Annotated in this window: 26 protein-coding genes; 8 read left to right on the top strand and 18 right to left on the bottom strand. The window is 61.7% G+C overall.

All coding sequences use genetic code 11. The annotated features are described in order from the left end of the window. Positions 1-88: 88 nt before the first annotated feature. From E2F50_RS15680 to E2F50_RS15640, 9 genes are all read right to left on the bottom strand, one after another. The gene (locus E2F50_RS15680; RefSeq protein WP_133317081.1) at positions 89-502 is read right to left on the bottom strand and encodes a hypothetical protein; all 414 of its coding nucleotides are present in this window, start codon (positions 500-502) and stop codon (positions 89-91) included. 4 nt (positions 503-506) lie between these two features. Then, positions 507-884 carry a hypothetical protein gene (locus E2F50_RS15675; RefSeq protein ID WP_133317080.1) on the bottom strand — a complete coding sequence of 126 codons (378 nt, stop codon included), beginning with the start codon at positions 882-884 and terminating at the stop codon, positions 507-509. 23 nt (positions 885-907) lie between these two features. Then, positions 908-1,807 (bottom strand): glutathione-dependent disulfide-bond oxidoreductase, encoded by a 900-nt coding sequence (gene yghU / locus E2F50_RS15670; protein ID WP_133317079.1) that lies wholly within the window; start codon positions 1,805-1,807, stop codon positions 908-910. An 86-nt stretch (positions 1,808-1,893) separates the two neighbouring features. Beyond that, positions 1,894-2,175, bottom strand: coding sequence for a DUF2442 domain-containing protein (locus E2F50_RS15665; protein ID WP_133317078.1), 282 nt, complete (start codon positions 2,173-2,175; stop codon positions 1,894-1,896). Positions 2,176-2,275: 100 nt separating this feature from the next. Continuing rightward, complete coding sequence (locus E2F50_RS23690) at positions 2,276-2,392, bottom strand: DUF4160 domain-containing protein (protein ID WP_202615464.1); 117 nt, start codon at positions 2,390-2,392, stop codon at positions 2,276-2,278. Positions 2,393-2,419: 27 nt separating this feature from the next. Next, positions 2,420-3,952 (bottom strand): acyl-CoA carboxylase subunit beta, encoded by a 1,533-nt coding sequence (locus E2F50_RS15655; RefSeq protein WP_133317077.1) that lies wholly within the window; start codon positions 3,950-3,952, stop codon positions 2,420-2,422. A gap of 119 nt (positions 3,953-4,071) precedes the next feature. Continuing rightward, the gene (locus tag E2F50_RS15650; protein ID WP_245515425.1) at positions 4,072-4,776 is read right to left on the bottom strand and encodes an AAA family ATPase; all 705 of its coding nucleotides are present in this window, start codon (positions 4,774-4,776) and stop codon (positions 4,072-4,074) included. A 197-nt stretch (positions 4,777-4,973) separates the two neighbouring features. Further along, positions 4,974-5,447 (bottom strand): SRPBCC family protein, encoded by a 474-nt coding sequence (locus tag E2F50_RS15645; RefSeq protein ID WP_133317075.1) that lies wholly within the window; start codon positions 5,445-5,447, stop codon positions 4,974-4,976. Between the two features lie 36 nt (positions 5,448-5,483). Next, complete coding sequence (locus tag E2F50_RS15640) at positions 5,484-6,353, bottom strand: SDR family oxidoreductase (protein ID WP_133317074.1); 870 nt, start codon at positions 6,351-6,353, stop codon at positions 5,484-5,486. A 104-nt stretch (positions 6,354-6,457) separates the two neighbouring features. On the opposite strand from E2F50_RS15640, the gene E2F50_RS15635 reads away from it, so the two are divergent. Both E2F50_RS15635 and E2F50_RS15630 read left to right on the top strand, forming a co-directional pair. Further along, positions 6,458-7,351 carry a LysR family transcriptional regulator gene (locus tag E2F50_RS15635; RefSeq protein WP_133317073.1) on the top strand — a complete coding sequence of 298 codons (894 nt, stop codon included), beginning with the start codon at positions 6,458-6,460 and terminating at the stop codon, positions 7,349-7,351. 161 nt (positions 7,352-7,512) lie between these two features. Next, positions 7,513-7,749 carry a hypothetical protein gene (locus E2F50_RS15630; RefSeq protein WP_133317136.1) on the top strand — a complete coding sequence of 79 codons (237 nt, stop codon included), beginning with the start codon at positions 7,513-7,515 and terminating at the stop codon, positions 7,747-7,749. A 97-nt stretch (positions 7,750-7,846) separates the two neighbouring features. On the opposite strand, the gene E2F50_RS15625 is transcribed toward E2F50_RS15630, so the two are convergent. The 9 genes from E2F50_RS15625 to E2F50_RS15585 form a co-directional block, all read right to left on the bottom strand. Then, positions 7,847-8,932 carry a protein-glutamate methylesterase/protein-glutamine glutaminase gene (locus tag E2F50_RS15625; RefSeq protein WP_133317072.1) on the bottom strand — a complete coding sequence of 362 codons (1,086 nt, stop codon included), beginning with the start codon at positions 8,930-8,932 and terminating at the stop codon, positions 7,847-7,849. A 3-nt stretch (positions 8,933-8,935) separates the two neighbouring features. Further along, the gene (locus tag E2F50_RS15620) at positions 8,936-9,781 is read right to left on the bottom strand and encodes a CheR family methyltransferase (protein ID WP_133317135.1); all 846 of its coding nucleotides are present in this window, start codon (positions 9,779-9,781) and stop codon (positions 8,936-8,938) included. A 66-nt stretch (positions 9,782-9,847) separates the two neighbouring features. After that, entirely contained in the window at positions 9,848-10,336 is a 489-nt protein-coding gene (locus tag E2F50_RS15615; RefSeq protein WP_133317071.1) for a chemotaxis protein CheW, read from the bottom strand. Then, complete coding sequence (locus tag E2F50_RS15610; protein WP_133317070.1) at positions 10,336-12,240, bottom strand: methyl-accepting chemotaxis protein; 1,905 nt, start codon at positions 12,238-12,240, stop codon at positions 10,336-10,338. The genes E2F50_RS15615 and E2F50_RS15610 overlap by 1 nt, the downstream gene beginning before the upstream one ends. Positions 12,241-12,308: 68 nt before the next feature. After that, positions 12,309-13,997, bottom strand: a complete 1,689-nt coding sequence (locus tag E2F50_RS15605; protein ID WP_133317069.1) for a methyl-accepting chemotaxis protein — start codon at positions 13,995-13,997, stop codon at positions 12,309-12,311. A 24-nt stretch (positions 13,998-14,021) separates the two neighbouring features. Beyond that, positions 14,022-14,537 carry a chemotaxis protein CheW gene (locus E2F50_RS15600; protein ID WP_133317068.1) on the bottom strand — a complete coding sequence of 172 codons (516 nt, stop codon included), beginning with the start codon at positions 14,535-14,537 and terminating at the stop codon, positions 14,022-14,024. Beyond that, positions 14,534-16,567, bottom strand: coding sequence for a chemotaxis protein CheA (locus E2F50_RS15595; RefSeq protein ID WP_133317067.1), 2,034 nt, complete (start codon positions 16,565-16,567; stop codon positions 14,534-14,536). The genes E2F50_RS15600 and E2F50_RS15595 overlap by 4 nt, the downstream gene beginning before the upstream one ends. Further along, positions 16,564-16,932 carry a response regulator gene (locus tag E2F50_RS15590; RefSeq protein WP_133317066.1) on the bottom strand — a complete coding sequence of 123 codons (369 nt, stop codon included), beginning with the start codon at positions 16,930-16,932 and terminating at the stop codon, positions 16,564-16,566. The genes E2F50_RS15595 and E2F50_RS15590 overlap by 4 nt, the downstream gene beginning before the upstream one ends. Next, the gene (locus E2F50_RS15585) at positions 16,929-17,258 is read right to left on the bottom strand and encodes a hypothetical protein (RefSeq protein ID WP_133317065.1); all 330 of its coding nucleotides are present in this window, start codon (positions 17,256-17,258) and stop codon (positions 16,929-16,931) included. Before E2F50_RS15585 ends, E2F50_RS15590 begins: the two co-directional genes overlap by 4 nt. Before the next feature lie 304 nt (positions 17,259-17,562). Between E2F50_RS15585 and E2F50_RS15580 the strand changes: the two genes are divergently transcribed. The 6 genes from E2F50_RS15580 (at position 17,563) to E2F50_RS15555 (ending at position 24,851) form a co-directional block, all read left to right on the top strand. After that, a complete protein-coding gene (locus E2F50_RS15580; RefSeq protein ID WP_133317064.1) occupies positions 17,563-19,320 on the top strand; it encodes a methyl-accepting chemotaxis protein in 1,758 nt (585 codons plus the stop codon). Between the two features lie 193 nt (positions 19,321-19,513). Then, the gene (gene rbfA, locus E2F50_RS15575) at positions 19,514-19,915 is read left to right on the top strand and encodes a 30S ribosome-binding factor RbfA (RefSeq protein WP_133317063.1); all 402 of its coding nucleotides are present in this window, start codon (positions 19,514-19,516) and stop codon (positions 19,913-19,915) included. 18 nt (positions 19,916-19,933) lie between these two features. Then, on the top strand, positions 19,934-20,863 hold the full coding sequence (truB, locus tag E2F50_RS15570; RefSeq protein ID WP_133317062.1) for a tRNA pseudouridine(55) synthase TruB: 930 nt from the start codon (positions 19,934-19,936) through the stop codon (positions 20,861-20,863). 168 nt (positions 20,864-21,031) lie between these two features. Continuing rightward, the gene (gene rpsO / locus E2F50_RS15565; RefSeq protein WP_133317061.1) at positions 21,032-21,301 is read left to right on the top strand and encodes a 30S ribosomal protein S15; all 270 of its coding nucleotides are present in this window, start codon (positions 21,032-21,034) and stop codon (positions 21,299-21,301) included. A gap of 333 nt (positions 21,302-21,634) precedes the next feature. Continuing rightward, on the top strand, positions 21,635-23,767 hold the full coding sequence (gene pnp / locus E2F50_RS15560; RefSeq protein ID WP_133317060.1) for a polyribonucleotide nucleotidyltransferase: 2,133 nt from the start codon (positions 21,635-21,637) through the stop codon (positions 23,765-23,767). A 76-nt stretch (positions 23,768-23,843) separates the two neighbouring features. Beyond that, positions 23,844-24,851 carry a class I SAM-dependent methyltransferase gene (locus tag E2F50_RS15555; RefSeq protein WP_133317059.1) on the top strand — a complete coding sequence of 336 codons (1,008 nt, stop codon included), beginning with the start codon at positions 23,844-23,846 and terminating at the stop codon, positions 24,849-24,851. Positions 24,852-24,859: the final 8 nt, after the last annotated feature.

The raw sequence follows: 24,859 nt of genomic DNA, 5'->3' as shown, positions 1-24,859 counted from the left end.
GTGCTCATCGGCATACCTCTTGCGTCGGCACCGGTCGCCTGTGCTGCAAAACGATCATTGCATGCCTCCTCAAGTTCCGCGCTGCCCGCTATTCGCGGGTCGCCTTCTTCAAGCCCTTCGCCACGCTCTGCTCATCCTTCACTTCGCCAAAGGCTTCCGGAAAGTTCTTCCGTGCCAGCGCTTCGTTGATCTTCAACTTGGCGAAGTAGGACTGCGGGTCGAAGCCGCGTTCGGCCGCGACGAGCTCGCGGCCGAAGAGGCGGCAGAGGCGTTCGCCGTCGAGATTGCCGCGCTCGAAGGGTTCGTTTCCGAAGAACTGCCAGAGCGCCTGAACAAAGCCGAGATCCGCCAGCGCGACCGTTGGGTCCATGGTGCGGTGGCGCGGCCAGTTGGTGAGCGGGGTCACCTTGGGGTTCGGCCGGCGCAGCGTGTATTGCCACTGCGTTCCGGGCAAGCCGGGCGGAAAACCCTGGTGCTTTGGCATGAGAGGATCTTTTGCCATCGCATCAAACCTCGAACACGTCGTCGAAGCTTTCCGGAAAGCTTCTGCGCGCGACCCGCTCATCGATGCGCAGCAGCGCCTCGTAGGATGTCGGGTCGAAATTGTCCTCGGCCGGCACGACCTCGCGGCCAAACAGGAGGTTCAGCCGGCCCGCATCGAGATTGCCGCGCTCGAAAGGTTCGGAACCGAAATGGTGCCAGAGTGCATGCAGGAAAGCGGCATCGACCTTCTGTTCGATCGTGTTCGGGCGGGCCAGCCGCTGCAGCTGTTTCAGCGGCGTGGCGCCTTTTTCATTGGCACGGCGGATGGTGAAGTGATGGCCGTGGCCCGGCAGGCCGGACGGAAAGCCCCGGTGTTTCGTCATTTCGGGCGGTCTGGCCATCCCTATCTCCTTGCAATCGTTCTTCAGGCCTTGGCGACCTTGTCCTGCGTCTTCGTTTCGAAGTCGGAGGCATCATGGCGCTCAGGCAACTGCTCCGACGGATCACCATTGACCTTGTTGACCATGCAGCCGCGCGTGACCGCCGGGCGCTCTGCGATCTCGGCTGTCCAGCGCTGCAGGTGCGTGTAGGTTTCGACCTCAAGAAAGGCGCCGGCCTCTCCATAGGCCTGCCCGAGCGCCAGCTTTCCATACCAGGGCCAGATCGCAATGTCGGCGATGGAATATTCAGAGCCTGCCATGAACCGGTGGTCGGCGAGGTGGCGGTCGAGCACGTCGAGCTGGCGCTTCACCTCCATGGAAAAGCGGTCGACGGCATATTTGATGTGGATCGGTGCATAGGCATAGAAATGCCCGAAGCCGCCGCCGAGATAGGGCGCCGAGGCCATCTGCCAGAACAGCCAGTTCATCGTTTCCGTGCGTGCCTTGTGGTCCTTCGGCAGGAAGGCATCGCCAAACTTGTTGGCGAGGTAGAGGAGGATGGCGCCGGATTCGAAGACGCGGGTCGGCTCGGGCGTCGAGTGGTCCATCAGCGCCGGGATCTTGGAATTCGGGTTCACCTCAACAAAGCCGGAGCCGAACTGGTCGCCCTCGCCGATCCTGATCAGCCAGGCATCGTATTCGGCGCCCTTGTGGCCGGCGGCCAGAAGCTCCTCCAGCATGATGCCGACCTTCTGGCCGTTCGGCGTCGCCAGCGAATAAAGCTGCAGCGGATGCTTGCCGACCGGCAGGTCCTTGTCATGGGTCGGGCCGGCGATCGGCCGGTTGATATTGGCGAACTGGCCGCCATTGCCCTTTTCCCAGGTCCAGACCTTTGGCAGTTCATAGCCGGCGGGGAAATTGTCGGCGGCGGATTTGTCGGTCATGAAATCGGTCCTTGCTAGCAGTGGTATGAACATAGGTGCAGAAAACGCCTGTCCTCGGGACAAAGCGCTTGCGCTAAGACGGACTTTTATTCGGCGGCGGCCTCGGCAGGCGGCTTGGCATCAGGATATCGGGAGCCTTTCAGCATGCCTTCGATGCTGAGATCTTCGTTGAGCATGGGCCAGTGAACGCCATAGGGCGAAAGCTCTATCGTGTTGCGGTCCTTGGCTGCGGCGGCGAGCAGCGGCGGATACCACCAAAGCGGCGTAACGAGCGACGCCCCGTTCTCCAGCTGCACGACGAGATCTGTATCGGTGCAGTAGGCCTCGACCGGTTCGAGAAGGTCATCTTCAATTTCCAAAATGCTCATGCCACTTCTCCAGGAAGGACCCTTGGTTTTTCTGAACGACGGCAAGAAGCTCGTTCAGTCCCTTATCAGTGCAGCGCTTGTTGCGCGCTATAGTCAACGATTAGAGCCAGATCTTCGTTTCCTTGCGATCCTTGCGGATGTGCACATGCGGCGGCTCATGACGATCAAGGCTGTAGAATTCAAAACGCCACCCCTTCCATTCGAATACCCTTGGCATCGCGTTCCCTGCAACAAAAGCGTCCTATCATAGTGGAATCGTGTCGTGCTTTTTCCAATGGGTGGTCACCTGCTTGTTCTTCAGCGAGGCGAAGGCGCGGGCGATGCGGCGGCGCGAGGAATGCGGCATGATCACCTCGTCGATAAAGCCGCGCTCGGCCGCCTTGAACGGGTTGGCGAAATTCACCTCGTATTCGCTGGTGCGGGCTGCGATTTTTTCCGGGTCGGCCAGTTCCGAGCGGTAGAGGATTTCGGCCGCACCCTTGGCGCCCATGACGGCGATCTCGGCGGTTGGCCAGGCATAATTGATGTCGGCGCCGATGTGTTTTGATGCCATGACGTCATAGGCGCCGCCATAGGCCTTGCGGGTGATCAGCGTCACCATCGGTACGGTCGCTTCCGAATAGGCAAACAGCAGCTTGGCGCCGTGCTTGATGACGCCGCCATATTCTTGCGCGACGCCCGGCAGGAAGCCTGGAACGTCGACCAGCGTCAGGATCGGGATCGAGAAGGCATCGCAGAAGCGCACGAAGCGGGCCGCCTTGCGCGATGAATCGATATCGAGGCAGCCGGCCAGCACCATGGGCTGGTTGGCGACCACGCCGACCGTTTGGCCTTCAATGCGGATGAAGCCGGTCAGGATGTTGCGCGCAAAGGCTTCCTGAATCTCGAAGAAATCGCCCTCGTCGGCAACCGCCAGGATCAGCTCCTTCATGTCATAGGGTTTGGTCGGGCTGTCGGGAATCAGCGTGTCGAGGCGCTCGTCGATCCGGGCCGGGTCGTCGTGATAGGGCCGCACCGGCACCTTGTCGCGGTTGTTCAGGGGCAGGAAGTCGAAGAGCTGGCGGACCGCTTCCAGCGTCTCGACATCGTTTTCGTAAGCGGCATCGGCAACCGAAGATTTTTTCGTATGGGTGCCGGCGCCCCCCAGTTCCTCGGCCGTGACCATCTCGTTGGTGACCGTCTTCACCACATCCGGGCCGGTGACGAACATATAGGACGAATCGCGCACCATGAAGATGAAATCGGTCATGGCCGGCGAATAGACCGCTCCGCCGGCGCAGGGGCCCATGATGACGGAAATCTGCGGGATGACGCCTGAGGCTTCGGCATTGCGCCGGAAGACTTCCGCATAACCGGCAAGCGAGGCGACACCTTCCTGGATGCGGGCACCGCCGGAATCGTTGAGCCCGATCACCGGCGCCCCGACCCGCACCGCCATATCCATGATCTTGCAGATCTTCTGCGCATGGGTTTCCGACAGCGAGCCGCCGAAGACAGTAAAATCCTGGGAAAAGACATAGACCTGGCGGCCGTTGATCGTGCCCCAGCCGGTGACGACGCCGTCGCCGGCGATCTTCTGGCTCTCCATGCCGAAATCCACGGCACGGTGGGTCACATACATGTCGAACTCCTCGAAGGAGCCTTCGTCGAGCAGCACCTCTATCCGCTCGCGGGCGGTCAGCTTGCCCTTGGCATGCTGTGCGGCAATGCGCTTTTCACCGCCGCCGAGACGCGCCTCGGCACGGCGCTTTTCGACTTCACCCAAGACTGCCCGCATGTTTCCTCCTGAACGGTCACGCCTTGTGTAACCCGTCTTCAGGATCGCGTGCAAATCGTTCTGCGCAAGCAGCTGCCTTCAACGAATTCAGCCGGGTCGTTGCCCAGGCAATCGTCTCCTCAGGCGACCCGGGTATAGCGCTCGGACAGCGGCACCGTGCCGCGGATCGGCACGCGGCGGATCATCTCGGCGGCAAAGGCGCGGGCGTTCTGGCGCGCCTTGTCGAGATTGCTGATGCGGTTTTCGTCCAGCGTATGAAGCGTGCCGCCGAGATCGAAGATGTCGCGGAAGGCCGCACGCTCGATGATCGGCGTGCCAAGCACTTCCACATTGCGTTCCGCAAGCAGCATCTTGACGGCCAGCAGGGCACGCGTGGTGACCATGGAATTGACGCGGGTGAGGACGACGGAATGGGGCACTTTGATGCCGCCCTTCTCATCCAGGAAACGAAGCAGTTCAAGGACGTTGGCGCCGCCCTGAGCATCCATGGCGCAACCTTGGATCGGGATCAGCACGTGGTCGGACAGGCCGATCGCCTTGGCGAGCAGGGGGCTCTGGGCGCCCGGCAGGTCGATCACGAAATAGTCGGTCTTGTAGAGGTTTTCGGCGATCTGCCGCTCGATCGAGGCCTGCGTCACATAGGAAATGACGTTGAGCTTGCTATCGAGGGGCGAAAGCTGATGCCAGCGCGAGATCCAGCGCTGCGGATCCGCATCCAGAATGGTCACGCGATAGCCCTGATGCGCCAGTTCGGTTGCAAGCAGCAGAACGGCAGTGGTCTTGCCGGCGCCGCCCTTGGTATTGGCAAATGTAATGACTGGCATCTCGAGGTCCTGTTTGGCTGCGAGCCCACTGCTCTGGCATTGCACCCTCATGATGCGTCAGCGCATTCTTGCCAAACATGGTTAAGGAAGTCCGAAAACGCGACTGCAAGAGTTCGTCCCCCATGGATGGATGGACGTGCCGGAAGCGGGGGGACGCCTGTGACAAAGGCGTCCCGGATGATCCCATCGGCTGCCGGTCAGAGACTGCCTTGGGCGAGAAGCTCACGGGTCCGCGCGAGGGTCGACACAAGCGCTGCCCTGTAGCCCTTGTCGCTGTCGAACTGCGCCTGTTCCGCCTGCTCTTGCGGACCGCCGGGCTGCTTGTCGCGCAAGCCGAGATAACAATAGAAGCGCAGCTGAAGCGCTCCTGCCTCGTCTTCGAAGAGCTCGTTGACGATCGCCCCTTCGCGTGGGCCGGTGGCCTGGAAGAAGGTGACCTTGCGCTCGCGGTCCAGCGTGATGATTTCCCGCAGATCGGCGCCGCCGATCGTCGCTTCGCGCACCAAATGGGTCTCGCTCTCCTCGACGACCTCGCAGCGGGTGCAGAGGCCCGGCGGCAGAAACAGCCGGGCATCGCGGGCCTTGAGCTCCAGCCCCGCCCAGATCTGCGCGCGGGTCAGCGGTATTTCATGTTCCGGGTTCACGGGAACGGTGGCATTAGAATAGATCATGGCGATGTTCCTTGTGGTTGGGGACTTGCGCGGCGCTCAGGCCGAAGCAGCAAGGCCCGCGGCGAAGGCGCGGTAGCTGTGCAGCGGCCGCCCGAGGAGACGGGTGAGACGCTCCACATCGCCAGCCTCCGGCACCATGCCGTCGCTGACATAGCGCTCGGCCATCAGCCGCATTTCATAGGCCATCCATTTCGGCATGAAGGTAGCGAGGTTCTGCTCGAAAGCGGTCGGATCGTCGCCGCCGTAAACGACCGGGCGACCCAGCACCTGCGACCAGATGCCGGCCAGATCCGAGCCGGTGAGCGTATCGGGGCCGACCAGGTTGATGGTCTCGATCGGCAGCTTGCCGGGGGCGGTATCGCGGCGGATGAGTTCGATGGCCGCAACTTCGGCAATATCACGCGCGTCCACCATGGCCACGCCCTTACCGCCGATCGGCATGGGGTAGACGCCGTGGTTGAGAATGACGTCCTTGATCATCAGCTCATTGTCGATGAAATAGGCCGGACGCAGAATGGTGGCGCTGAAGCCCATCTGCGCGATCATACGCTCGGCGCCGGACTTGACGGCAAAATGCGGCACGTTGACGAAGTGCTCGCTATGGATCACGGACAGGTAGACGACCCGCTCCACGCCGGATTCCCGGGCGATATTGAGGGCGATGAGCGCCTGGGTGAATTCGTCGCCGGACACCGCATTGAGCAGGAAGAGGGTCCGGATGCCGGTGAAGGCGGAGCGCAGGGCGTCGATATCGAGCATGTCGCCCTGCACCACGTCCACACCGGCCGGCAAAGCAGCTTTCGAGGGGTCACGGACAAGGGCGCGGACGGTGGCATCACGCTTCAGAAGCTGGCTGACGACGTGACGGCCGACGCGGCCGGTTGCGCCTGTAACGAGAATGGTCATTTGCATGTCTCCGGGTTGGTCATTGTTGACAACCCGAATATGGCCGGTCCATGGATGATCCAATAGACGCTTAATCTGGACTCGCTGTCTCAGAGGTGGAACAGATGGACCTGCTTGCTCTTGCCGATTTCGTCACCGTTTCGCGCCATGGCGGGTTTGGCCGCGCCGCCCGCGCGACGGGACGCCCAAAGGCCACGCTCTCGCGCCGGGTGGCGGAACTCGAGGCGGGCCTTGGCCTGCGCCTCTTCGAGCGAGGCGCGCGGATGTTGAAGCTGACAGAGGAGGGGCGGGCGCTTTTTGAGCGGGCGGGCGCATTGCTGACCGAACTGGACGAGACGGCGGCAGCCATCGCATCGGGCAGCAACCGGCCGCGGGGCAGGTTGCGGATCAGCGCGCCATTGCTGTTTTCCCAGACGGCCATGGGCAAGCTGGGGGCGGGATTTGCCATGCAATATCCGGAGGTACGCCTGGAAATCATCACGGAAGATCGCGCCGTGGACATGGTGGAGGAAGGCTATGATCTGGTGATCCGGGTCAATCCGGATCCGGACGAAAGCCTTGTCGGGCGCGCTTTTCTGCGCGACGCCCTGGTGATCGTGGCAAGCCCGACGATCGCGCGCCCGGCAAAGGGCGCGGTGGTGCCTGTCGTCGTGCGCGGCTCACCGGATCAGGCAAGGACCTGGACGATGACAACTGCCGAGGGGCAAGCAGAAATCACCGTTGATCCGGTTCTCTGCCTGTCTTCCCTGACCATGGTGCGGGACGCCGTGCGGATGGGCGTCGGCGCGGCGCGGCTTCCCATATCCCTGGTCAGCCGGGATCTTGCTGCAGGCAGGCTGGTTCATTGGGGAGATATCGATGGACCGGAAACACGGCTTTGGGCCCTTTATCCGACGCGACGGCTGCTCAGCGCCCGCGTCTCCGCCTTCCTTGATTATCTGAAGGAGGCCTTTCCCACGGGAGCGCCGGAGGAACTGGCCGCATATGTGGCGGAATAGGATCTAACGATTAGTCACGGAGAACCTGCCAGGAATGGCCCGCAATCGCTTCAGCGTCCCGGCGTCAAGACAGCAGCCGCCAAACCAGACAAGTCAGGATTGTTATGTTTGGCAAAGGCGAAAGACATGCTAGTGCCAGCGAAACCCCGCATCGGAGTATCATCGTGAGCGACCCTACCGTAGCAGACGCAACCAACCGTATTTATGAATCGCTGCAGGCGGATAATGCCGACATCGACCTGCACATTGCCACGCTCAAGGCGGCCTTGATGCGCGAAGGCTTGAAAGAAGCCGAGTTCGATCCCGCCCGACTGGTGCAGAACAATCGGTCCGGCAGAAAACTGATGCAGGCGTATTTTCGGCAGCGTGGCGTGAAGGTAACCTTCACGGCCTCGTAGAGGCTTTCGTCGTCGGAAAGGTGGCAGATCCAGCCGCTTTTCCTGCCTGCCCCTTTCGAGCGAGAAGGCACAGCCGCCGCCCACGTTCAAGTGCGATCTACCTTCGCTTGTCGGCGGCGAGGATTTCGCGGGCGATCTGCTCGAGCGGCACGACCTTGTCGACGCCGCCATGGGCGATCGCTTCCTTGGGCATGCCGAAAACCACGGATGTCGCCTCGTCCTGGGCCAGCGTATAGGCACCCGTCTCGTGCATTTCGTTCATGCCGCGGGCGCCGTCGTCGCCCATGCCGGTCATGATCACGCCCATGGCATTGACGCCGGCCGAGCGCGCCGCGGAACGAAAAAGCACGTCCACCGACGGACGGTGGCGGCTGACCAGCGGGCCGGCCCGCAAGGAAACCACATAGCGTGCGCCCTTGCGTTCCAGCAGCATGTGCTTGTCGCCCGGTGCGATCAGCACATGCCCGCGCAGCACCGGATCGCCGTCCACGGCTTCCTTGACCTCGACCTGACAAAGGCCGTTGAGCCGTTTAGCGAAGGCGGCGGTGAACTTTTCCGGCATGTGCTGGACGATCACCATGCCCGGCGAGTTGGCCGGCAGCGCTTCGAGCAGTTCGCGCAGGGCCTCGGTTCCGCCGGTGGAGGCGCCGACGCAGACGACCATTTCGGTGGTCTTGGCCATGGCGCCGGTTCTGGTCGGCGGCGGCAGCACCGCATCGGCCGTCAGCTTGGCCGTGGTCGATCCTTCCGTCTGCCGGGAAGGCCGCAACCGGCGGACACGCGCCCGGGCCGCGCCCTTGACAGCGGTGCAGATCTGTTCGGCGGCTTCCGCCAGATGGTCCGCAGCGCCGATCTTCGGCTTGAGAATAATGTCGACCGCACCCGCTTCCAGCGCCTGCATCAGGGTTTCCGAACCGCTTTCGGTCAAAGACGAACACATCACCACCGGGATCGGATGCTGCGCCATCAGCTTGCGCAGGAAGGTAATGCCGTCCATCTGCGGCATTTCCACGTCCAGCGTGATGACGTCCGGTATCTCCTCGCGGATCTTGCGGGCGGCCATGAAGGGATCATTGGCGACCCCCATGACCTCAATCTCGGGATCGGCGGAAAGGACCGCGCTCAAGACCTGCCGGACACTGGCGGAGTCGTCGATGATCAGGACGCGGATCTTGCCGGGCATGGATTACATCCGTTTGAAGACAGTATTGGCCACCTGGGTGACCGGCAGGTTGAGCCCGGTGACGCTTTCGGAATGGCCGATGAACAGATAGCCACCCGGCGCCAAGCAATCGCAGAGCCGTGTCAGCACATGCTGCTGCGTCGGCTTGTCGAAGTAGATGAGAACATTGCGGCAGAAGATGATGTGCATCGGATCGCCGACCGGATATTTGTCGTCCATCAGGTTCAGGCGCGCAAAGCCCACCTTAGAGCGCAGTTTCGGCGTGATGCGCATGTCGCCACTTTTGTTGTTGGTCGAGCGCATCACATATTTGCGCATCATCTCCGGCGGAACGGGCTGCAGCAGCTCCTTCTGGTAGATGCCGCGCTTTGCCTTTTGCAGGACGTCGGTCGAAAGATCGGTGGCCAGCACAAAATAGTCCCGGTCCGGTGCCGAGGCGGCGAGGAATTCGGACATGACCATGGCCATGGTATAGGGCTCGGCACCCGTGGAGCATGCCGAACTCCAGGTGCGTATGCGACGCTCCGGCCCGGACGCGACAATGTCCGGAAGCGCCATCTTCGTCATGTATTCGAAATGCTTGGGCTCGCGGAAGAAGTCGGTCTTGTTGGTGGTGACTGCGTCGATCAGGTAAATGTCCTCGGTTTCGAGGCCGCCCTGGTTGAACAGATAGTCGCAATAGTTGTCGAAGCTCGTCGCACCGGTGACCCGAAGGCGCCGGCGAAGGCGACCCTCTAGCATGGTCATCTTGTTCTCCGGCATCTTTATGCCACTGTAGTCGTAGATATATTTCGACAGCATATCGAAATTGCGCTTGCTCAGCCGGTCGTCCAGCGGCTGGCTTGTCATTGCCAATCCCACGCGCGTCTCCACAGGTCTCAAATGTTCAGCTCGGGCTGCTGCCAGGGTTGAATGTCAGGCCACCTGCGCCGACGGTCCGACATGGGCGAGCGCGGGGCCCGAATCCGAAAACAGCCGGGCAAGGTCGATGATCACCACGAAGCCGACATCCCGGCGCACCACGCCGGCGATGTAATCGGAGCGCCAGCGGATGCCGATATCGGGCGCGGTTTCCACCTGCTCGGCCCGGAAGGGCACGACCTCGAAGACGCGGTCGGCGACCAAGCCCAGCGCCAGGACGCGATCGGCCACCGGAACGTCGAGCACGAGGATACGCGTATGCGGCGTCTTCACCGTCCTGTTCATGCCGAGCCGCAGGCGAAGGTCGATGACCGGTATGCCGTGGCCGCGCACGTCGCGCAGTCCCAGAAGATAATCCGGGCCATGGGGGATCTTGAACGGCTCCTCATGGTCAAGGATTTCCCGCACGACCGAAACGGGAACGGCAAAGATCTCCTCGCCCAGGCTGAAGGTGACATATTGGGATTCAACGGAAACAGCCATTACGCGCTCTCCCGGAAATCGTTGTCATCCTGATCCGGGCCGCCCATGGACATGTCGAGGGCGAAGCCACGGACGCGCGCCTGCTGGGCCGGAACTGTGTGGTTGGCCCGCGGCTTTGCCGGGTTCAAGACAGGGCGGCCGGGCTGGGTGGTCACTGGCCGCTGGCTTTCGCTGCTGCGATCGACCCGGAAAAAGGCGATGGAGGCCTGCAATTCTTCCGCCTGGGCGGCAAGCTCTTCGGACGTGCTCGACATTTCCTCGGAAGCGCCGGCATTCTGCTGGATGACCTTGTCGAGCTGCTGGATCGCTTCGTTGATCTGGGAGGCGCCGATATCCTGCTCGCGGCAGGCGGCCGAGATTTCGGATACCAGTTCGGCCGTCTTCTGGATGTCGGGGACCAGGCGGTTGAGCATGTCGCCGGCATTGGCGGCGATCTGCACCGTTTCGCCCGACAGGGCGCTGATTTCAGCCGCGGCCGTCTGGCTGCGTTCAGCCAGCTTGCGGACTTCCGAGGCGACGACCGCAAAACCGCGGCCATGCTCGCCGGCGCGGGCCGCTTCCACGGCGGCGTTGAGCGCGAGCAGGTCGGTCTGGCGGGCGATCTCCTGGACGATGGAGATCTTGTCGGCAATGGTTTTCATGGCGCTGACGGCGCGGGCGACGGCTTGGCCGGAGGCTTCGGCGTCGCGCGAAGACTGGCGGGCGATCTTTTCCGTCTGGGCGGCATTGTCGGCATTCTGCTTGATGTTGGCGGCCATCTGCTCCATCGAGGCGGATGCCTCTTCGGCCGATGCTGCCTGTTCGGTGGCGCCCTGGGAAAGCTGCTCGGACCCGGCCGAAAGCTGGTGGCTGCCGGAGGATACGTTGTCGGAGGCGGTCAGTGCATCGGCAACCACGCCGCGCAGACGTTCCACCATGCTGAGCAGCGAAATGCCGAGCACGTCCTTCTCGGACAGCGGCTTCGGCGCGATGCGCAGGTCGCCCGCCGCGATGCGGTCGGCGACATCGGCGGTCGCGCGCAGGTTGGTCACCATGTTGCGCATGGAAATGCCGAGCACGTCCTGGTCGGAGAGCGGCTGGACCTCGACCTTCAGATCGCCGGCGGCGATGCGATCGGCGACCATCGCAGTGTTGCGCAGGTTGGCCGCCATGACATTTACCTTGTCGATGACATCCTTGAGTTCGTCGTTGGAAGCGACCTCGATCTTCTGGTTGAGATTGCCGACCGCAATCGCATCGGCGGCCGTCTGGATGCTCTTGAGCCCACGACCAATGCTGCGCAGGATGAGGAATGCTGCCACGCCGCCAATCAACAGCGCGATTGCCAAGCCGGAAATGACCAGCATTTGCGTCATAGCAAAGCTCTTGGCCTCGGTTTCTTCCGCGTCCGTCATCTGCTGGCGGTTGGTCTGCAGGCGGGCCTCAAGCAAGGTCTCGACCTTCTGCATCAGCACCATGATCTCGGATTTGTAGATGTTGAGAGCGCCTGTCTTGTCGCCAGTCTGCGCAACCGAGCGCATCCGCTCGCCGACACGGCCGATCTCCCTGGCCATGCCGACGATCTCGGCATAGGCCTTCTTGCCGCCTTCCGTCTGGGCTGCCTGGCTTGCCCATTGCGCGCTATCGATCAACTGCTTCAGGCTCTCGTCGCCGGCCGCGGCATAAGTACGGAATTCCTCCGGGCTCGTCGCATTGACGAGTTCCAGCTGCGAGCGGGCGATCTGCCTCTGGTTATTGCTCATGCCGAGGGCATTGGCCTGCCGGGCAACCGGCCCCGAAATAACCTCATGCAGCATGGCGCTCGACTTGTGGAGCTCGTAAAGACCGTATCCGCCGATCACCAGCATCAAGGCGAGGATCGTGCCGAAGGCAGCCATCAGTTTAGATTTGATCGTAAGTCTCATGACGTTCTTCCTCAGGCTTTTTATTCGCCAATCTCAGGGATACTTCCAGGCAAGATCATTTTCCGGCGTCAGGCGCTTTCACGGAAATCCGCGTCGTCGGCGTCCGGCCCACCCATAGACATGTCGAGAGCAAAACCCTTCGCGCGGGCCTGCTGGGCCATGACCGACTGGTCCGGCCTGCGGGCCTGCGGCACGGGACGGCTCATGGGCGCAGGCTTGGCGACAAGCTTCGTAGCAGGGGCGCGCTTCGGCTGTTTGGCGCCGGATTGCTCGACCCGGAAGAAAGCGATCGACGCTTGCAGCTCTTCCGCCTGCGATGCGAGTTCTTCCGAGGTTGCCGACATCTGTTCCGATGCGCCGGCATTCTGCTGCGTCACCTTGTCGAGCTGCTGGATGGCCTCGTTGATCTGGCTGGCGCCGATATCCTGCTCGCGGCAGGCTGCCGAGATTTCGGAAACCAGTTCGGCCGTCTTTTGAATGTCGGGTACGAGCCTGTTGAGCATTTCGCCGGCTTCGGTCGCCACCTGGACGGTGCCGCCCGAAAGCGTGCTGATCTCGGCGGCGGCGGCCTGCGAGCGTTCGGCGAGCTTGCGCACTTCGGAGGCGACGACCGCAAATCCCTTTCCATGTTCGCCCGCTCGGGCTGCTTCCACGGCAGCGTTCAAAGCGAGCAGATCGGTCTGGCGGGCAATTTCCTGGACGATCGAGATCTTTTCCGCGATCGTACGCATCGCTCCGACGGCACGGCCGACGGCCTGGCCGGACGCTTCGGCGTCGCGCGAAGACTGGCGAGCGATCTTTTCGGTCTGGGCAGCGTTGTCGGCATTCTGCTTGATGTTGGCGGCCATTTCTTCCATCGACGCAGAGGCTTCTTCGGCAGACGATGCCTGTTCCGTGGCGCCTTGGGAAAGCTGTTCGGCGCTGGCGGACAGCTCCTGGCTGCCGGAAGACACGTTGTCGGAGGCGGCAAGCGCATCGCCGACTACACCGCGCAGGCGCTCGATCATCGTGTTGACATATCCGAGCAGCTCGCCGATCTCGTCCTTGCTGGTGACGGGGGCAAATCGGGTCAGGTCACCGTCGGAAACGTTCTGCACGGCCTGAACCGCGCTACGCAGACCCTTGCTGATGCTCATGGCGATCCAGAAGGCAGCCAGGGCTGCAACAATGAAGGCGCCTGCGGCAACCGCCATCATGATCATCCGGGTCTGGGCATAATCGGCATCCGCCTGATCGTCGGCCGCGGTGAGGCGACCTTCTTCAAGCTTCACGACGTCGGAAAGCAGCGCGTCGATATCATTGGTGACGGTCCGAGCTTCATTGATGGACACCTTCAAGGCGCCAGCTGCATCGCCGCCGAGCATCAGCGTGCGGATATGGTCGTCCTGTTTGCGGAATTCTGCGGTCAGTGTCGCGAGTTTCGCCCACAGCGCCTTGCCCTGTTCGGTAGCGCGGGCCTCAACTGCCTTGAAGGTATCGTCAAAGCCCCGCCGCGCTTCGTCGCTCTTGGCGATATATCCCTGCATCTCGCTGGGATTGGCGGCCAGAAGCAGATTCTTCTGCTGGCGGATCTGCTGCAACTGGTCGTTGTTGAGGGTTTGAGCAAGCTTCAGGCGCATTGCCGGACCCTGCAGAACGTTTTCCAAGGTGTCGTTGAGATTGCCGAGGCTGAAAATGCCATAGCCGGCGGTTACAACCAGCATTACGATGATGAAGCCGAAAGCCGAAGCCAGCTTAAGCTTGATTGAGGCGCGCATATACTGTCTCCGTCGTGGATGTCATCAACCGTGCGAGCTTTTGCTCACGGCATGGTCGTGCTGTGCTGTAAAAATCGCCTGCAGGTTCGGAAGAATGATGAACTCGCTTCCGCGCCTGACCAGGCAGTCGATAAAATCGGGCCGCCAGCGCATGCCGACGCTCGGCGGCGGCTCTCCGGCCGATCGCAGCAAGGTAGTGACCTCGTGGACCTTGTCTGTCCGGATGCCAGTCAGCATGCTCTCACCGTCGATTTCCAGTTGGATGACGATAATCCGGCTATCGATCGTCGGCTTGGTGGCCTCCATACCGAAAGCCAGCCGGATATCGGCGAGAGGAATAACCTTGCCGCGGAAATTGATGACGCTGCCGACAAAGGCCTTGGCGCCCGGCACCGTGGTTTCCGGCAGGAGATCAAGGATTTCCTGCACGATGAACGCCTCGAGCGCGAACATCTCGCCGGCGATATCGAAGGTGAGCACTTCCAGCTCGTCGCGTCCGCTCCAGACCTCAGCGGAGATTTTCCTGATGGCCTCGTTCATCCCGCCGCGCGCAAATGCGCCTCCTGTTGTTGTCCTTCAGCGACCAGGTGGCCGACATCGAGGATCAGCGCCACGTCGCCATCTCCAAGAATGGTGGCGCCGGAAAAGGTGGCAACGTCGTGATGCAGCTTCGACATGGACTTGATGACCGTCTGGTGGTCGCCAATGATCTGATCGACCACGAGACCGACGCGCTCCGACCCGGTCGAGGTGACAACCACCTTCTGGAACGGATCGGGCTTCGTGCCGGTGCGGAAGAGATCACGCAGGCGGATAAAGGGCACGAGGCTGTCACGCAGCGATATGAAGCTGCGGCCGCGCGAGCGCATATCGTCTTCCACCGACAGTTCCAGGCATTCTTCCACTGCCGACAAGGGAATGACGTAGCGGCCGGTGCCGACCCGCACCAGCAGGCCGTCGATGATGGCGAGCGTCAGCGGGATGGCGAGCGAGATTTCCGAGCCCTGCCCCGGCTGGCTGACGACATTGATCGTGCCGCGCAGCGCGTCGATGGTGCGCTTGACCACATCCATGCCGACGCCGCGGCCGGACAGATTAGTGACCTGACTCGCCGTTGAAAAACCCGGCTGGAAGATCAGCTGGTAGAGTTCCTGGTCGCTGAGGCTCGCATTGGCCGGGATGAGGCCGGAGGATTCGGCCTTCGCCCGGACCCGTTCCTTGTTGATGCCGCGGCCATCGTCCTTGATGGTGATGATCACTTCGCCGGCCTGCTGACGGGCCGAAAGCAGGATGCGGCCCGCTTCGGGCTTGCCGGCCGCGAGCCGTTCTTCGGGCGTCTCCAGTCCGTGGTCGCAGGAATTGCGAACCAGGTGGACGAGCGGATCGGCAAGGCGTTCGATGACGCTCTTGTCGACCTCGGTGGTTTCGCCTTCCATGACCAGTTCGATCGCCTTGCCGGTCTCAATGGACAGGTCATGAACCAGGCGGCGGAAACGGCCGAAAAGCTGGGTGACCGGCACCATGCGCAGCACCATCATGGTATCGCGAAGCTCGCCCGACAGGCGTTCCACATCTTCGGACACGGCGCGCAGCTGGAGATCGCCGCTGCTGCCGGCCAGCTGGCTGAGGCGCGATTGGGCAATCACCAGTTCGCCGACCCGGTCCATCAGCTCGTCCAGCTTTTCGGCGGGGACGCGGACATTTTCGGCGGCCTTGGCCTGCTTGGCGTCAGTGGGAGCGGGCGATGCCGCGCGCGCAGGCGGCGGCGCCTGCTGCACGACCGGCACCGGTTGCTGGACGGCGCTCGCTACGGTCGCGACCGCTGCAGCTACGGGCGCCGCGATTTCGATTTCGTCGATCTGCAGCTGCATCTCATCCATGACGAAGATGAACACATCCTCGATGGCCGCGCGCGGCTGGGAGGTGAGGAGTTCCACATCCCAGGCTATATGCAGGTCGGTGGGAAACAGCTGGTCGAGCGAGGGAATGGCGGAGCGATCCGCAACAATGCGGCATTCGCCGAGATCGACCAGCTCATCGAGAAGCGGCAAAGGATTGGTACCGTTCGCCATGGCATTCTGCGGCAGGCTGAAACGGATCTTGTAGAGGATTTGTTTTGGTGCGGATGCGGCAGAAGCGACAGCCGCCGGGGTATGGGAGGTCGTCGCGGCAGGCGGGGCGGAAGAGCCGTCGCCGGAACCTTCCACCGCGCGGCGAAGCGTCGCCAGCAGCGCTTCGCTGGCCGCTTCGTGGTCACCGGTCGGGGTTTCCACCAGTGCCCGCATGTGATCCTTGGCCCCCAAAACCGCCGTCACCAGTTCCCGGGTTGCCGGAACCTCGCCCTTGCGCACACGGTCGAATGCGGTTTCGCAATGATGGGTGAAGGCGGCCAGCGCTTCGAACCCGAACATGGCTCCCGAGCCCTTCAGCGTATGCAGTCCCCGGAAAACGGCGTCGACCTGATCCTTATCGCCGAGATTGACGTTCAAATCGAGGAGGCCAGCCTCGATCTGTTCCAAAACCTCTGCAGCTTCGGTCCGGAAAACTGCGATAGGATCGGGAAAGCTCATCGGCCGAGAACCTTCCGGACGATCTTGACGAGGCTTTCGGGATCGAAGGGTTTGGTCAACCAGCCCGTAGCGCCGGCGCTTTTTGCCTGCTGCTTGATCTCGGCATCAGATTCCGTCGTCAGAAATACCACCGGAACGCCCATATGTGCCGGAAGCTTGCGCAATTCGCGGATCATCGTCAGGCCATCCATGTTCGGCATGTTGAGATCCGTGATGATCAGGTCGAACTGCCCGCCGTCCAGCTTAGCCAGGCCGTCCAGGCCATCGACGGCCTCTGTCACCTGATAGCCGGCATTGGTGAGGGCGACCCTTGTTGTCAGGCGGATGCTCGCCGAATCGTCAACGGTCAGGATGGTGGCGCTCATTGTATTTCCTCTTGGTGAAGCCAAAACTGTGCGTCTTCCCGGGACATGCCTTCCAGGAAGCCGCTTCGGCGCAAGGTATCGAGAAGTGTTCCTGTTGCCGGTTCGGCGAGCGAAACGCTTTTGCCGCCGGTCGAGGCATAGATCCGCGCCGCCTCCAGAAGTTGCACGGTGCTGATATCGGCCTGCAGATCCGTTGCCAGAACGAGGCTGGTCGCCTCGTTTTGATCGATGAACTGCAGCAGATCCTGATGTGCGGAAGTAATGTTCCGAACCGTCATGTTCGACGGCAAGGAAAAGCTGCTTTCTTTAACATCGGAAGCAGACATCGAAACCTCACATGAATCCGAAAAAACTGAAATAACAGCGCAATTCTGGACTTAGACTGTTAAAGCCGCCTTAATTGCACCGACCAATTTTTCACGCAGCAATAGTGATAGGCGGAATCTCGCACTGTTGCGCGTAGTAAAAATTAACCACGGACCATGAAAGCGCCCGGCCGTTTTTCTCGGGTTAACCGTCGCAACTGCAGAGTGAACTGCCCAAGCCAAGCTTTGTCCGGATTTCTGCTCGAGCCTGTCTTGTAACGAAACAGAAGAAGTCACCTCTGTCTTTCAAAAGGCGGCGGTCAGGATGGACCTGAAAGGTAATACAGTGGCGATCAGTGCAGCTAGGATTGAGACGGTAAGCCCATCGGCGGGATCATCGCCCTTCGTGGAGCGGATGGAAATCGCACGCAGCCGCATCGAAGAGCGCTTCCTGGAGGGCGGAGCCGCGCTTCTGTCCATTCTCGACGTGCTGAACAAGCTGATCGGCTCGCTGGATCAGGTCACCGGCTCGCTGGACGAGCAGACTGCCAAAGCCACCATGGACGAACTGGAGCGAACCGTATCGGGTCTCTCCGGCCTCAGCGTCATCGAGACCGGCCGCCAGGCCCGCTTTCAGGAGATCTCCTCGGCGGAGCGCAATCTGCGTCCGCAGGTCGACGACATGCAGGAAACCCTGCGCTATCTGCGGACCTTCGCGGTGACGGCCAAGATCACCGGGGCCGGCGTCGAGGATTTTGCAGGTTTCGCCGAGGAAATCCTGCAGCGCATCCAGGATGGCACCCGGCAGGTCAACGAATTTGCCGACAAGCTGCAGCAGCTCGGCAGCGGGCTCCGGCCGATCCAGGCCAAGGGCGAAAAGATCATCCAGAGCTATAAGGAAACCATTCCGCGCATCATTGCCGGCCTTTCAAGCGGGGGCGCCGAGATCGGCAGCCATCGCCGCATGCTGATGCAGCGCGCCGACAGCGTGCGCATCATCGCCAAGGGCATCCAGGGCAAACTGGCATCGACGCTCTCGGCCATGCAGATTGGCGATATTACCCGCCAGCGGATCGAGCATTGCCAGTCGAGCCTCGCCATACTGGACGAATTCCTGGCCTCGCCCGAAGCGAAAGGCCTTGACGCCGTCCAGCGGGACAGCCTGTCCCAGGTGATCGCCAATCTCGTTTCCAAGCAGCTCAACCAGTCGATCGACGACTTCGACCGTGATACCCGCAAGATCGTTGCCACCGTGGCGAGCTTCCGCTCGGACCTGATGGAGATCGAGGCGCTGCGCCGGGCAATGACGGAGAACGATGGCGACGGCGGCAGCGACAATGCCATCCGCCAGCTGGAAAACGGTGTGGGTGCGGCGCGCAAGGCCGTGCGGGAAATCGAGGCCGTGGCCCACGAGGCGACGGACCTGAGCCGCTCCACCGGGCAAACGGTCAACGACCTGGTCAAGGGCATCGGCGTGGTCCAGCTGGTCAGGACCGACATCCACTATATGGCGCTCAACACCAACCTGCGCTGCAGCAAGATCGGCGAGGAAGGCAAGGCGATCAATGTCGTGACCAGCGAACTGCGCAATTTTGCCGCCCATCTCGACGAGACGGCCGACAAGATCCTCCTCGAATTGCAGAGCCTGGAAGCGGCGGCGCAGAAGCTCAGCCTCGTTGAAGAGGTGAAGGACGAGCATTCCCTCGATCAGCGTCTGGAAACGGCCATGGCCAATATCCGTGCCGCCGGCGACAGGATGGACGCCGAAATGACCGCGCTTGGCGAGCAGAGCCAGACCGCCGTCACCCAGATGGATGCTTCGCTTGCGCGGCTCGATTTTCAGGCGGAGCTTGGTGATGTTCTGCGGGCCTGCGCCGACGATATCGGCGTCAAAGGTCATGTCCGCGAGGCGGCCGGTCTCGATCAGGCATTGGCCGATATCGGCGGCAGGATTGCCCGCCTGTATACGATGGTGTCGGAGCGCGAACTGCATGCCCGCCTTCTGGGAACGGCCGCGCCGATCGAAGCGCCGGTTGTTGCCAGCGTCATGAGCGATGACGATATCGACGACGCGCTGTTCTGATCAACGAAGGTCTGGCTGCTAAGATCTGAGCCTCGTTCGATCGGCGCCGGGAAGGTCAAGCCGTTGCCTTATTTATCCCGATAATGGGCGCGCCAAGCCTTGACCTTTGAGTTGGGCTGGGTCATTTGACCGATTTGCTGACGTGGCACACGATGCGGGACGATCCCCGGCGGTGCCTGAGAAGAGAAATACAATGACAAAAGCAACATCCTCGGCGCCCTCCCAGCGCATGCTTCGCGTTGGCGAACAGGTCCGTGCCGCCATCACCCAGGTTCTGCAGCGCGGCGAAGTGCGCGACGACCTGATCGAAAAGACCGTGATATCCGTGTCCGAAGTGCGCATGTCGCCGGACCTGAAGATCGCCACCGCCTATGTGACGCCGCTCGGTTTGCCGGACCATGATGCGGTGATCGAGGCGCTCAACCGCAATGCCAAATACATTCGCGGTCGCATCGGCGGCCAGCTCCGGCAGATGAAGTCCATCCCGGAAGTTCGCTTTCGCGACGATACCAGCTTCGACAATTACAAGAAGATTGACGAACTGCTGCGCTCGCCGGAGGTCCAGCGCGACCTTTCCGGCGACACCGAAGAATAAGAACAGCCAAGAGCAGATATGTCCAAACCACGTAAACCCAAGGGCCGCCCGATTTCGGGCTGGCTGATCCTCGACAAGCCGGTGGATTTCGGCTCCACCGAAGCCGTTTCCAAGATCAAATGGCTGTTCAATGCCCAGAAGGCCGGCCATGCCGGTACGCTCGATCCGCTTGCTTCCGGCATGCTGCCGATCGCGCTGGGTGACGCCACCAAGACCGTTCCTTACGTCATGGATGGCCGCAAGATCTATGAGTTTGCCGTCACTTGGGGCGAGGAGCGTTCAACCGACGACCTGGAGGGCGAGGTCGTCGCCACTTCCGACAGCCGTCCAACCGAGCAGGCGATCCGCGATCTCCTGCCCAATTATACAGGGCGGATCAGCCAGATCCCGCCGCAGTTTTCCGCCATCAAGATTGCCGGGGAACGCGCCTATGACCTGGCCCGCGACGGCGAGACGGTGGAGATCCCGTCCCGCGAGGTGGAAATCTTCCGGCTAACCCTGCTGGGCGCGACGACCGACAAGGCGCATTTCGAGGTGGAATGTGGCAAGGGCACCTATGTACGCGCGCTTGCGCGCGATTTCGGCCGCGATCTCGGCTGCCGCGGCCATGTTTCCGATCTTCGCCGCACCTTCGTGGCGCCGTTTGCCGAAGACAAGATGGTGCCGCTGGCCGATCTCGTGGCGCTTGAAACGATCGAGGATCGCGATGAACGACTGGCGGCACTCGATGCTTACCTGATCGATACGGCGGAGGCACTGTCCAACCTGCCGCATCTGCCGGTAACGGACGACCAGGCGCACCGCCTCAAGATGGGCAATCCAGTGATCCTGAGGGGCCGGGATGCGCCCGTGGCGGAGCAGGATGTCTATGCGACGGCGCGCGGCAAGCTGATCGCTATCGGCGAGATCGAGCAGGGCGAGTTCCGCCCCAAGCGCGTCTTCATCTGAGCCGCTTTGCGCCAATAAGATCGGCTCTTCCAATCCGCATCTGAATGGTTTATAGGCAGCGCCAGCATAAAGATGCCCTTTGGGCGCTGTTTTTGCTTTCATGGCCAAAGCTGACCGACATCTCGGCTTTTGGCGTCCCTAATTCCTCTCCATAGAAAGGATCGTCCGATGTCGATCACTGCCGAGCGCAAGGCGCAGCTTATCAAGGAATACGCAACCGTTGAAGGCGATACCGGTTCTCCGGAAGTTCAGGTTGCCATTCTGACCGAACGGATCAACAACCTGACGGATCACTTCAAGGACCACAAGAAGGACAACCACTCCCGCCGTGGCCTTCTGACGATGGTTTCCACCCGACGCTCGCTTCTTGATTATCTCAAGAAGAAGGATGAGTCCCGTTACAGCAAGATCATTGCTGCTCTGGGCATCCGCCGCTAAGACTTTCCGGCGAGCTCGGCAACGGGCTCGCCGGACCTCTTTTGGGCCCCAAGCCCACCACTGCCGTAACCGCTCTTCAAAGATCGGCGCGGCGAGACTGCCGGCAGACCCGGATGGGCCGGTTCTGCCAAACGAACCGTTGACCTGTCATGGGGCAGGATTGCCGGATGCTTTTAGCCGAAAGCCCGCAGGGCTTTGGCCACGGCTCCTCGCCAGGGAGCTGAACAACAAAGCCTCCCGTTGTCTTGCCCGTGATGTGTCACATTGATTGCGGTCGACTATGCGCTGCGCCTCGTTTGGCGATGCGTGTGCTCCCGCATTGAAGGACAAGACATGTTCAATACACATTCCGTCGAAATCGAATGGGCAGGCCGCCCGCTGAAGCTGGAAACAGGCAAGATCGCCCGCCAGGCTGACGGCGCCGTCCTTGCCACCTACGGCGAAACCGTCGTTCTCGCCACCGTCGTTTCAGCCAAGTCGCCGAAGCCTGGCCAGGACTTCTTCCCGCTGACCGTCAACTACCAGGAAAAGACCTATGCCGCCGGCAAGATTCCGGGCGGCTATTTCAAGCGCGAAGGTCGTCCTTCGGAAAAGGAAACGCTGGTTTCCCGCCTGATCGACCGCCCGATCCGCCCGCTCTTCCCGGAAGGCTACAAGAACGACACCCAGGTTGTCGTCACCGTCGTCCAGCACGACCTTGAAAACGACCCGGACGTCCTGTCGATGGTTGCCGCTTCCGCAGCTCTGACGCTTTCCGGCGTACCCTTCATGGGTCCGGTCGGCGGCGCACGCGTCGGCTATATCAATGGCGAATACGTTTTGAACCCGCATCTCGACGAGATGGACGAGTCGGTCCTCGACCTCGTCGTCGCCGGCACCCAGGACGCCGTCCTGATGGTCGAGTCGGAAGCCAAGGAACTCAACGAAGACGTCATGCTTGGCGCCGTCATGTTCGGCCATCGCGGCTTCCAGCCAGTGATCGACGCGATCATCAAGCTCGCTGAAGTGGCCGCCAAGGAGCCGCGTGATTTCCAGCCGGAAGATTATTCCGAACTGGAAGCCGAAATGCTGCAGCATTTCGAAGCCGAACTACGCACCGCCTACAAGAACATCCAGAAGGCTGAACGCTACGCTGCCGTCGACGCCGTCAAGGCCAAGGTCAAGGCACACTTCTTCCCGGAAGGCGCAGAGCCGAGATATACAGCCGAAGTCATCGGCGCGACCTTCAAGCACCTGCAGGCCAAGATCGTCCGCTGGAACATCCTCGACACCAAGAGCCGCATTGACGGCCGTGATCTCGAGACCGTTCGTGCGATCGTCTCGGAAGTCGGCATCCTGCCGCGCACCCATGGTTCGGCCCTGTTCACCCGCGGCGAAACCCAGGCGATCGTCGTCGCCACGCTTGGTACCGGGGAAGACGAACAGTATGTCGACAGCCTGACGGGCATGTACAAGGAACGCTTCCTTCTGCATTACAACTTCCCTCCCTACTCGGTTGGTGAAACCGGCCGCATGGGCTCCCCGGGCCGCCGCGAAATCGGCCACGGCAAGCTCGCATGGCGGGCCATCCGTCCGATGCTGCCGTCGCCCGAGCAGTTCCCCTACACGTTGCGCGTCGTTTCCGAGATCACCGAGTCTAACGGCTCGTCCTCGATGGCAACCGTTTGCGGCACCTCGCTGGCACTGATGGACGCCGGCGTTCCTCTGGCCAAGCCGGTTGCCGGCATTGCCATGGGCCTGATCCTCGAAGGCGAGCGCTTTGCGGTTCTGTCCGACATCCTCGGCGATGAAGATCACCTCGGTGACATGGACTTCAAGGTTGCCGGCACCGCTGACGGCATCACTTCGCTGCAGATGGACATCAAGATCGCCGGCATTACCGAAGAGATCATGAAGGTGGCTCTGGAGCAGGCACAGGGCGGCCGAAAGCACATCCTCGGCGAAATGGCCAATGCCATCTCCGAAGGCCGTGGCCAGCTCGGCGAGTTCGCCCCGCGCATCGAGGTGATGAACATCCCCGTCGACAAGATCCGTGAAGTCATCGGTTCGGGCGGCAAGGTCATCCGCGAAATCGTCGAAAAGACCGGTGCCAAGATCAACATCGAGGACGATGGCACGATCAAGATCGCTTCGTCCTCCGGTAAGGAGATCGAAGCGGCCCGCAAGTGGATCCATTCGATCGTTGCCGAGCCGGAAATTGGCGCCATCTACGAAGGTACGGTCGTCAAGGCTGCGGACTTCGGCGCCTTCGTCAATTTCTTCGGCGCCCGTGATGGCCTCGTGCACATCTCGCAGTTGGCTTCCGAGCGGGTTGCCAAGACCTCCGACGTCGTCAAGGAAGGCGACAAGGTCTGGGTCAAGCTGATGGGCTTCGATGAGCGCGGCAAGGTTCGCCTGTCGATGAAGGTCGTCGACCAGGCCACCGGCCAGGAAATCAAAAAGGCTGAAGGCGAAGCTGCCGAATAAGCTTCCCTCCTCCTCAAGAAAGCGAGGCGCGGAAGTTCTTCCGCGCCTTTTCTTTATCCGGAACCAGAGATCTGCCATGAGCCGCGACGCATTGAAAACCCTCTTCCATCCCTTCGTAACCGAAGCGGTGCCAATGCCCGGCGAGGGCGAGCGCGTCATCTTCCTCGGCGCCGAGGCGAGCCATGCGCTGCCGGAGGATTTCAAGGCGGAGATCACCGCTGTGCAGTCGTTCCGGCCACTGTTTCGTGCCTTGGGCGAAGGGGCCTTTCCCCTGGCGGAGGGAGAGGGCTACGACGTCGGCCTGGTGCTCTGCGGCAAGCATAAAGGTGAGAATGAGAACCGCATTGCCGAAGCGCTGGCGCGCGTTCGCGAAGGCGGCCTGATCGTCGTTGCCGGCGGCAAGGAAGACGGGATCCAGCCGCTGCGCACCCGGCTCATGAAGCTCGGCCTGCAGATCGACTATACGCCCAAATATCATGGCGTAGCCATCTGGCTCGGGAGGCCGGACAATGCCGATGCGGCGATTGAGGCGCTGAAGGCGGCTCCGGTGGTCATCGAAGCGCGCTACGAGGCGGCACCCGGCATGTTCTCGCATGAAAAGGTCGACGGCGGATCCGAGCTGCTCGCAAGCCGCCTGCCGACGGATTTTGACGGTAATGCCGCCGATTTCGGCGCCGGCTGGGGCTATCTCTCGGTCATGCTCGCTGAAAAGTCGCCGCGCGTGAACCGCATCGATCTCTTTGAAGCCGATTATCAGGCGTTGGAATTCGCCAAGCGCAATCTGGCCCGCAATTGCCCCGATCTCAACGCCCGCTTCTATTGGCAGGATCTGGGAGGCGAGCCGCCGAAGGAAAAATACGACCTGGTCGTCATGAACCCGCCATTCCATGAGACGCAGGCGACCGATCCGGAACTCGGCAAGACGATGATCCGTACTGCGGCGGCCGCGCTGAAGCAGGGCGGCCGCCTGATGCTGGTCGCCAATCGCGGCCTGCCTTATGAGCCGGTCCTGGCGGAAGGGTTTCGCGAGCATGGCGAGACCTGCCGAAATGCGCGGTTCAAGGTTCTTTGGGCGCGGAAATAGCGATCCGT

The sequence above is a fragment of the Rhizobium deserti genome (genome assembly GCF_004358025.1).
Classification (GTDB): Bacteria; Pseudomonadota; Alphaproteobacteria; order Rhizobiales; family Rhizobiaceae; genus Neorhizobium; species Neorhizobium deserti.
This window is presented reverse-complemented; position numbering and strand designations above follow the sequence as displayed.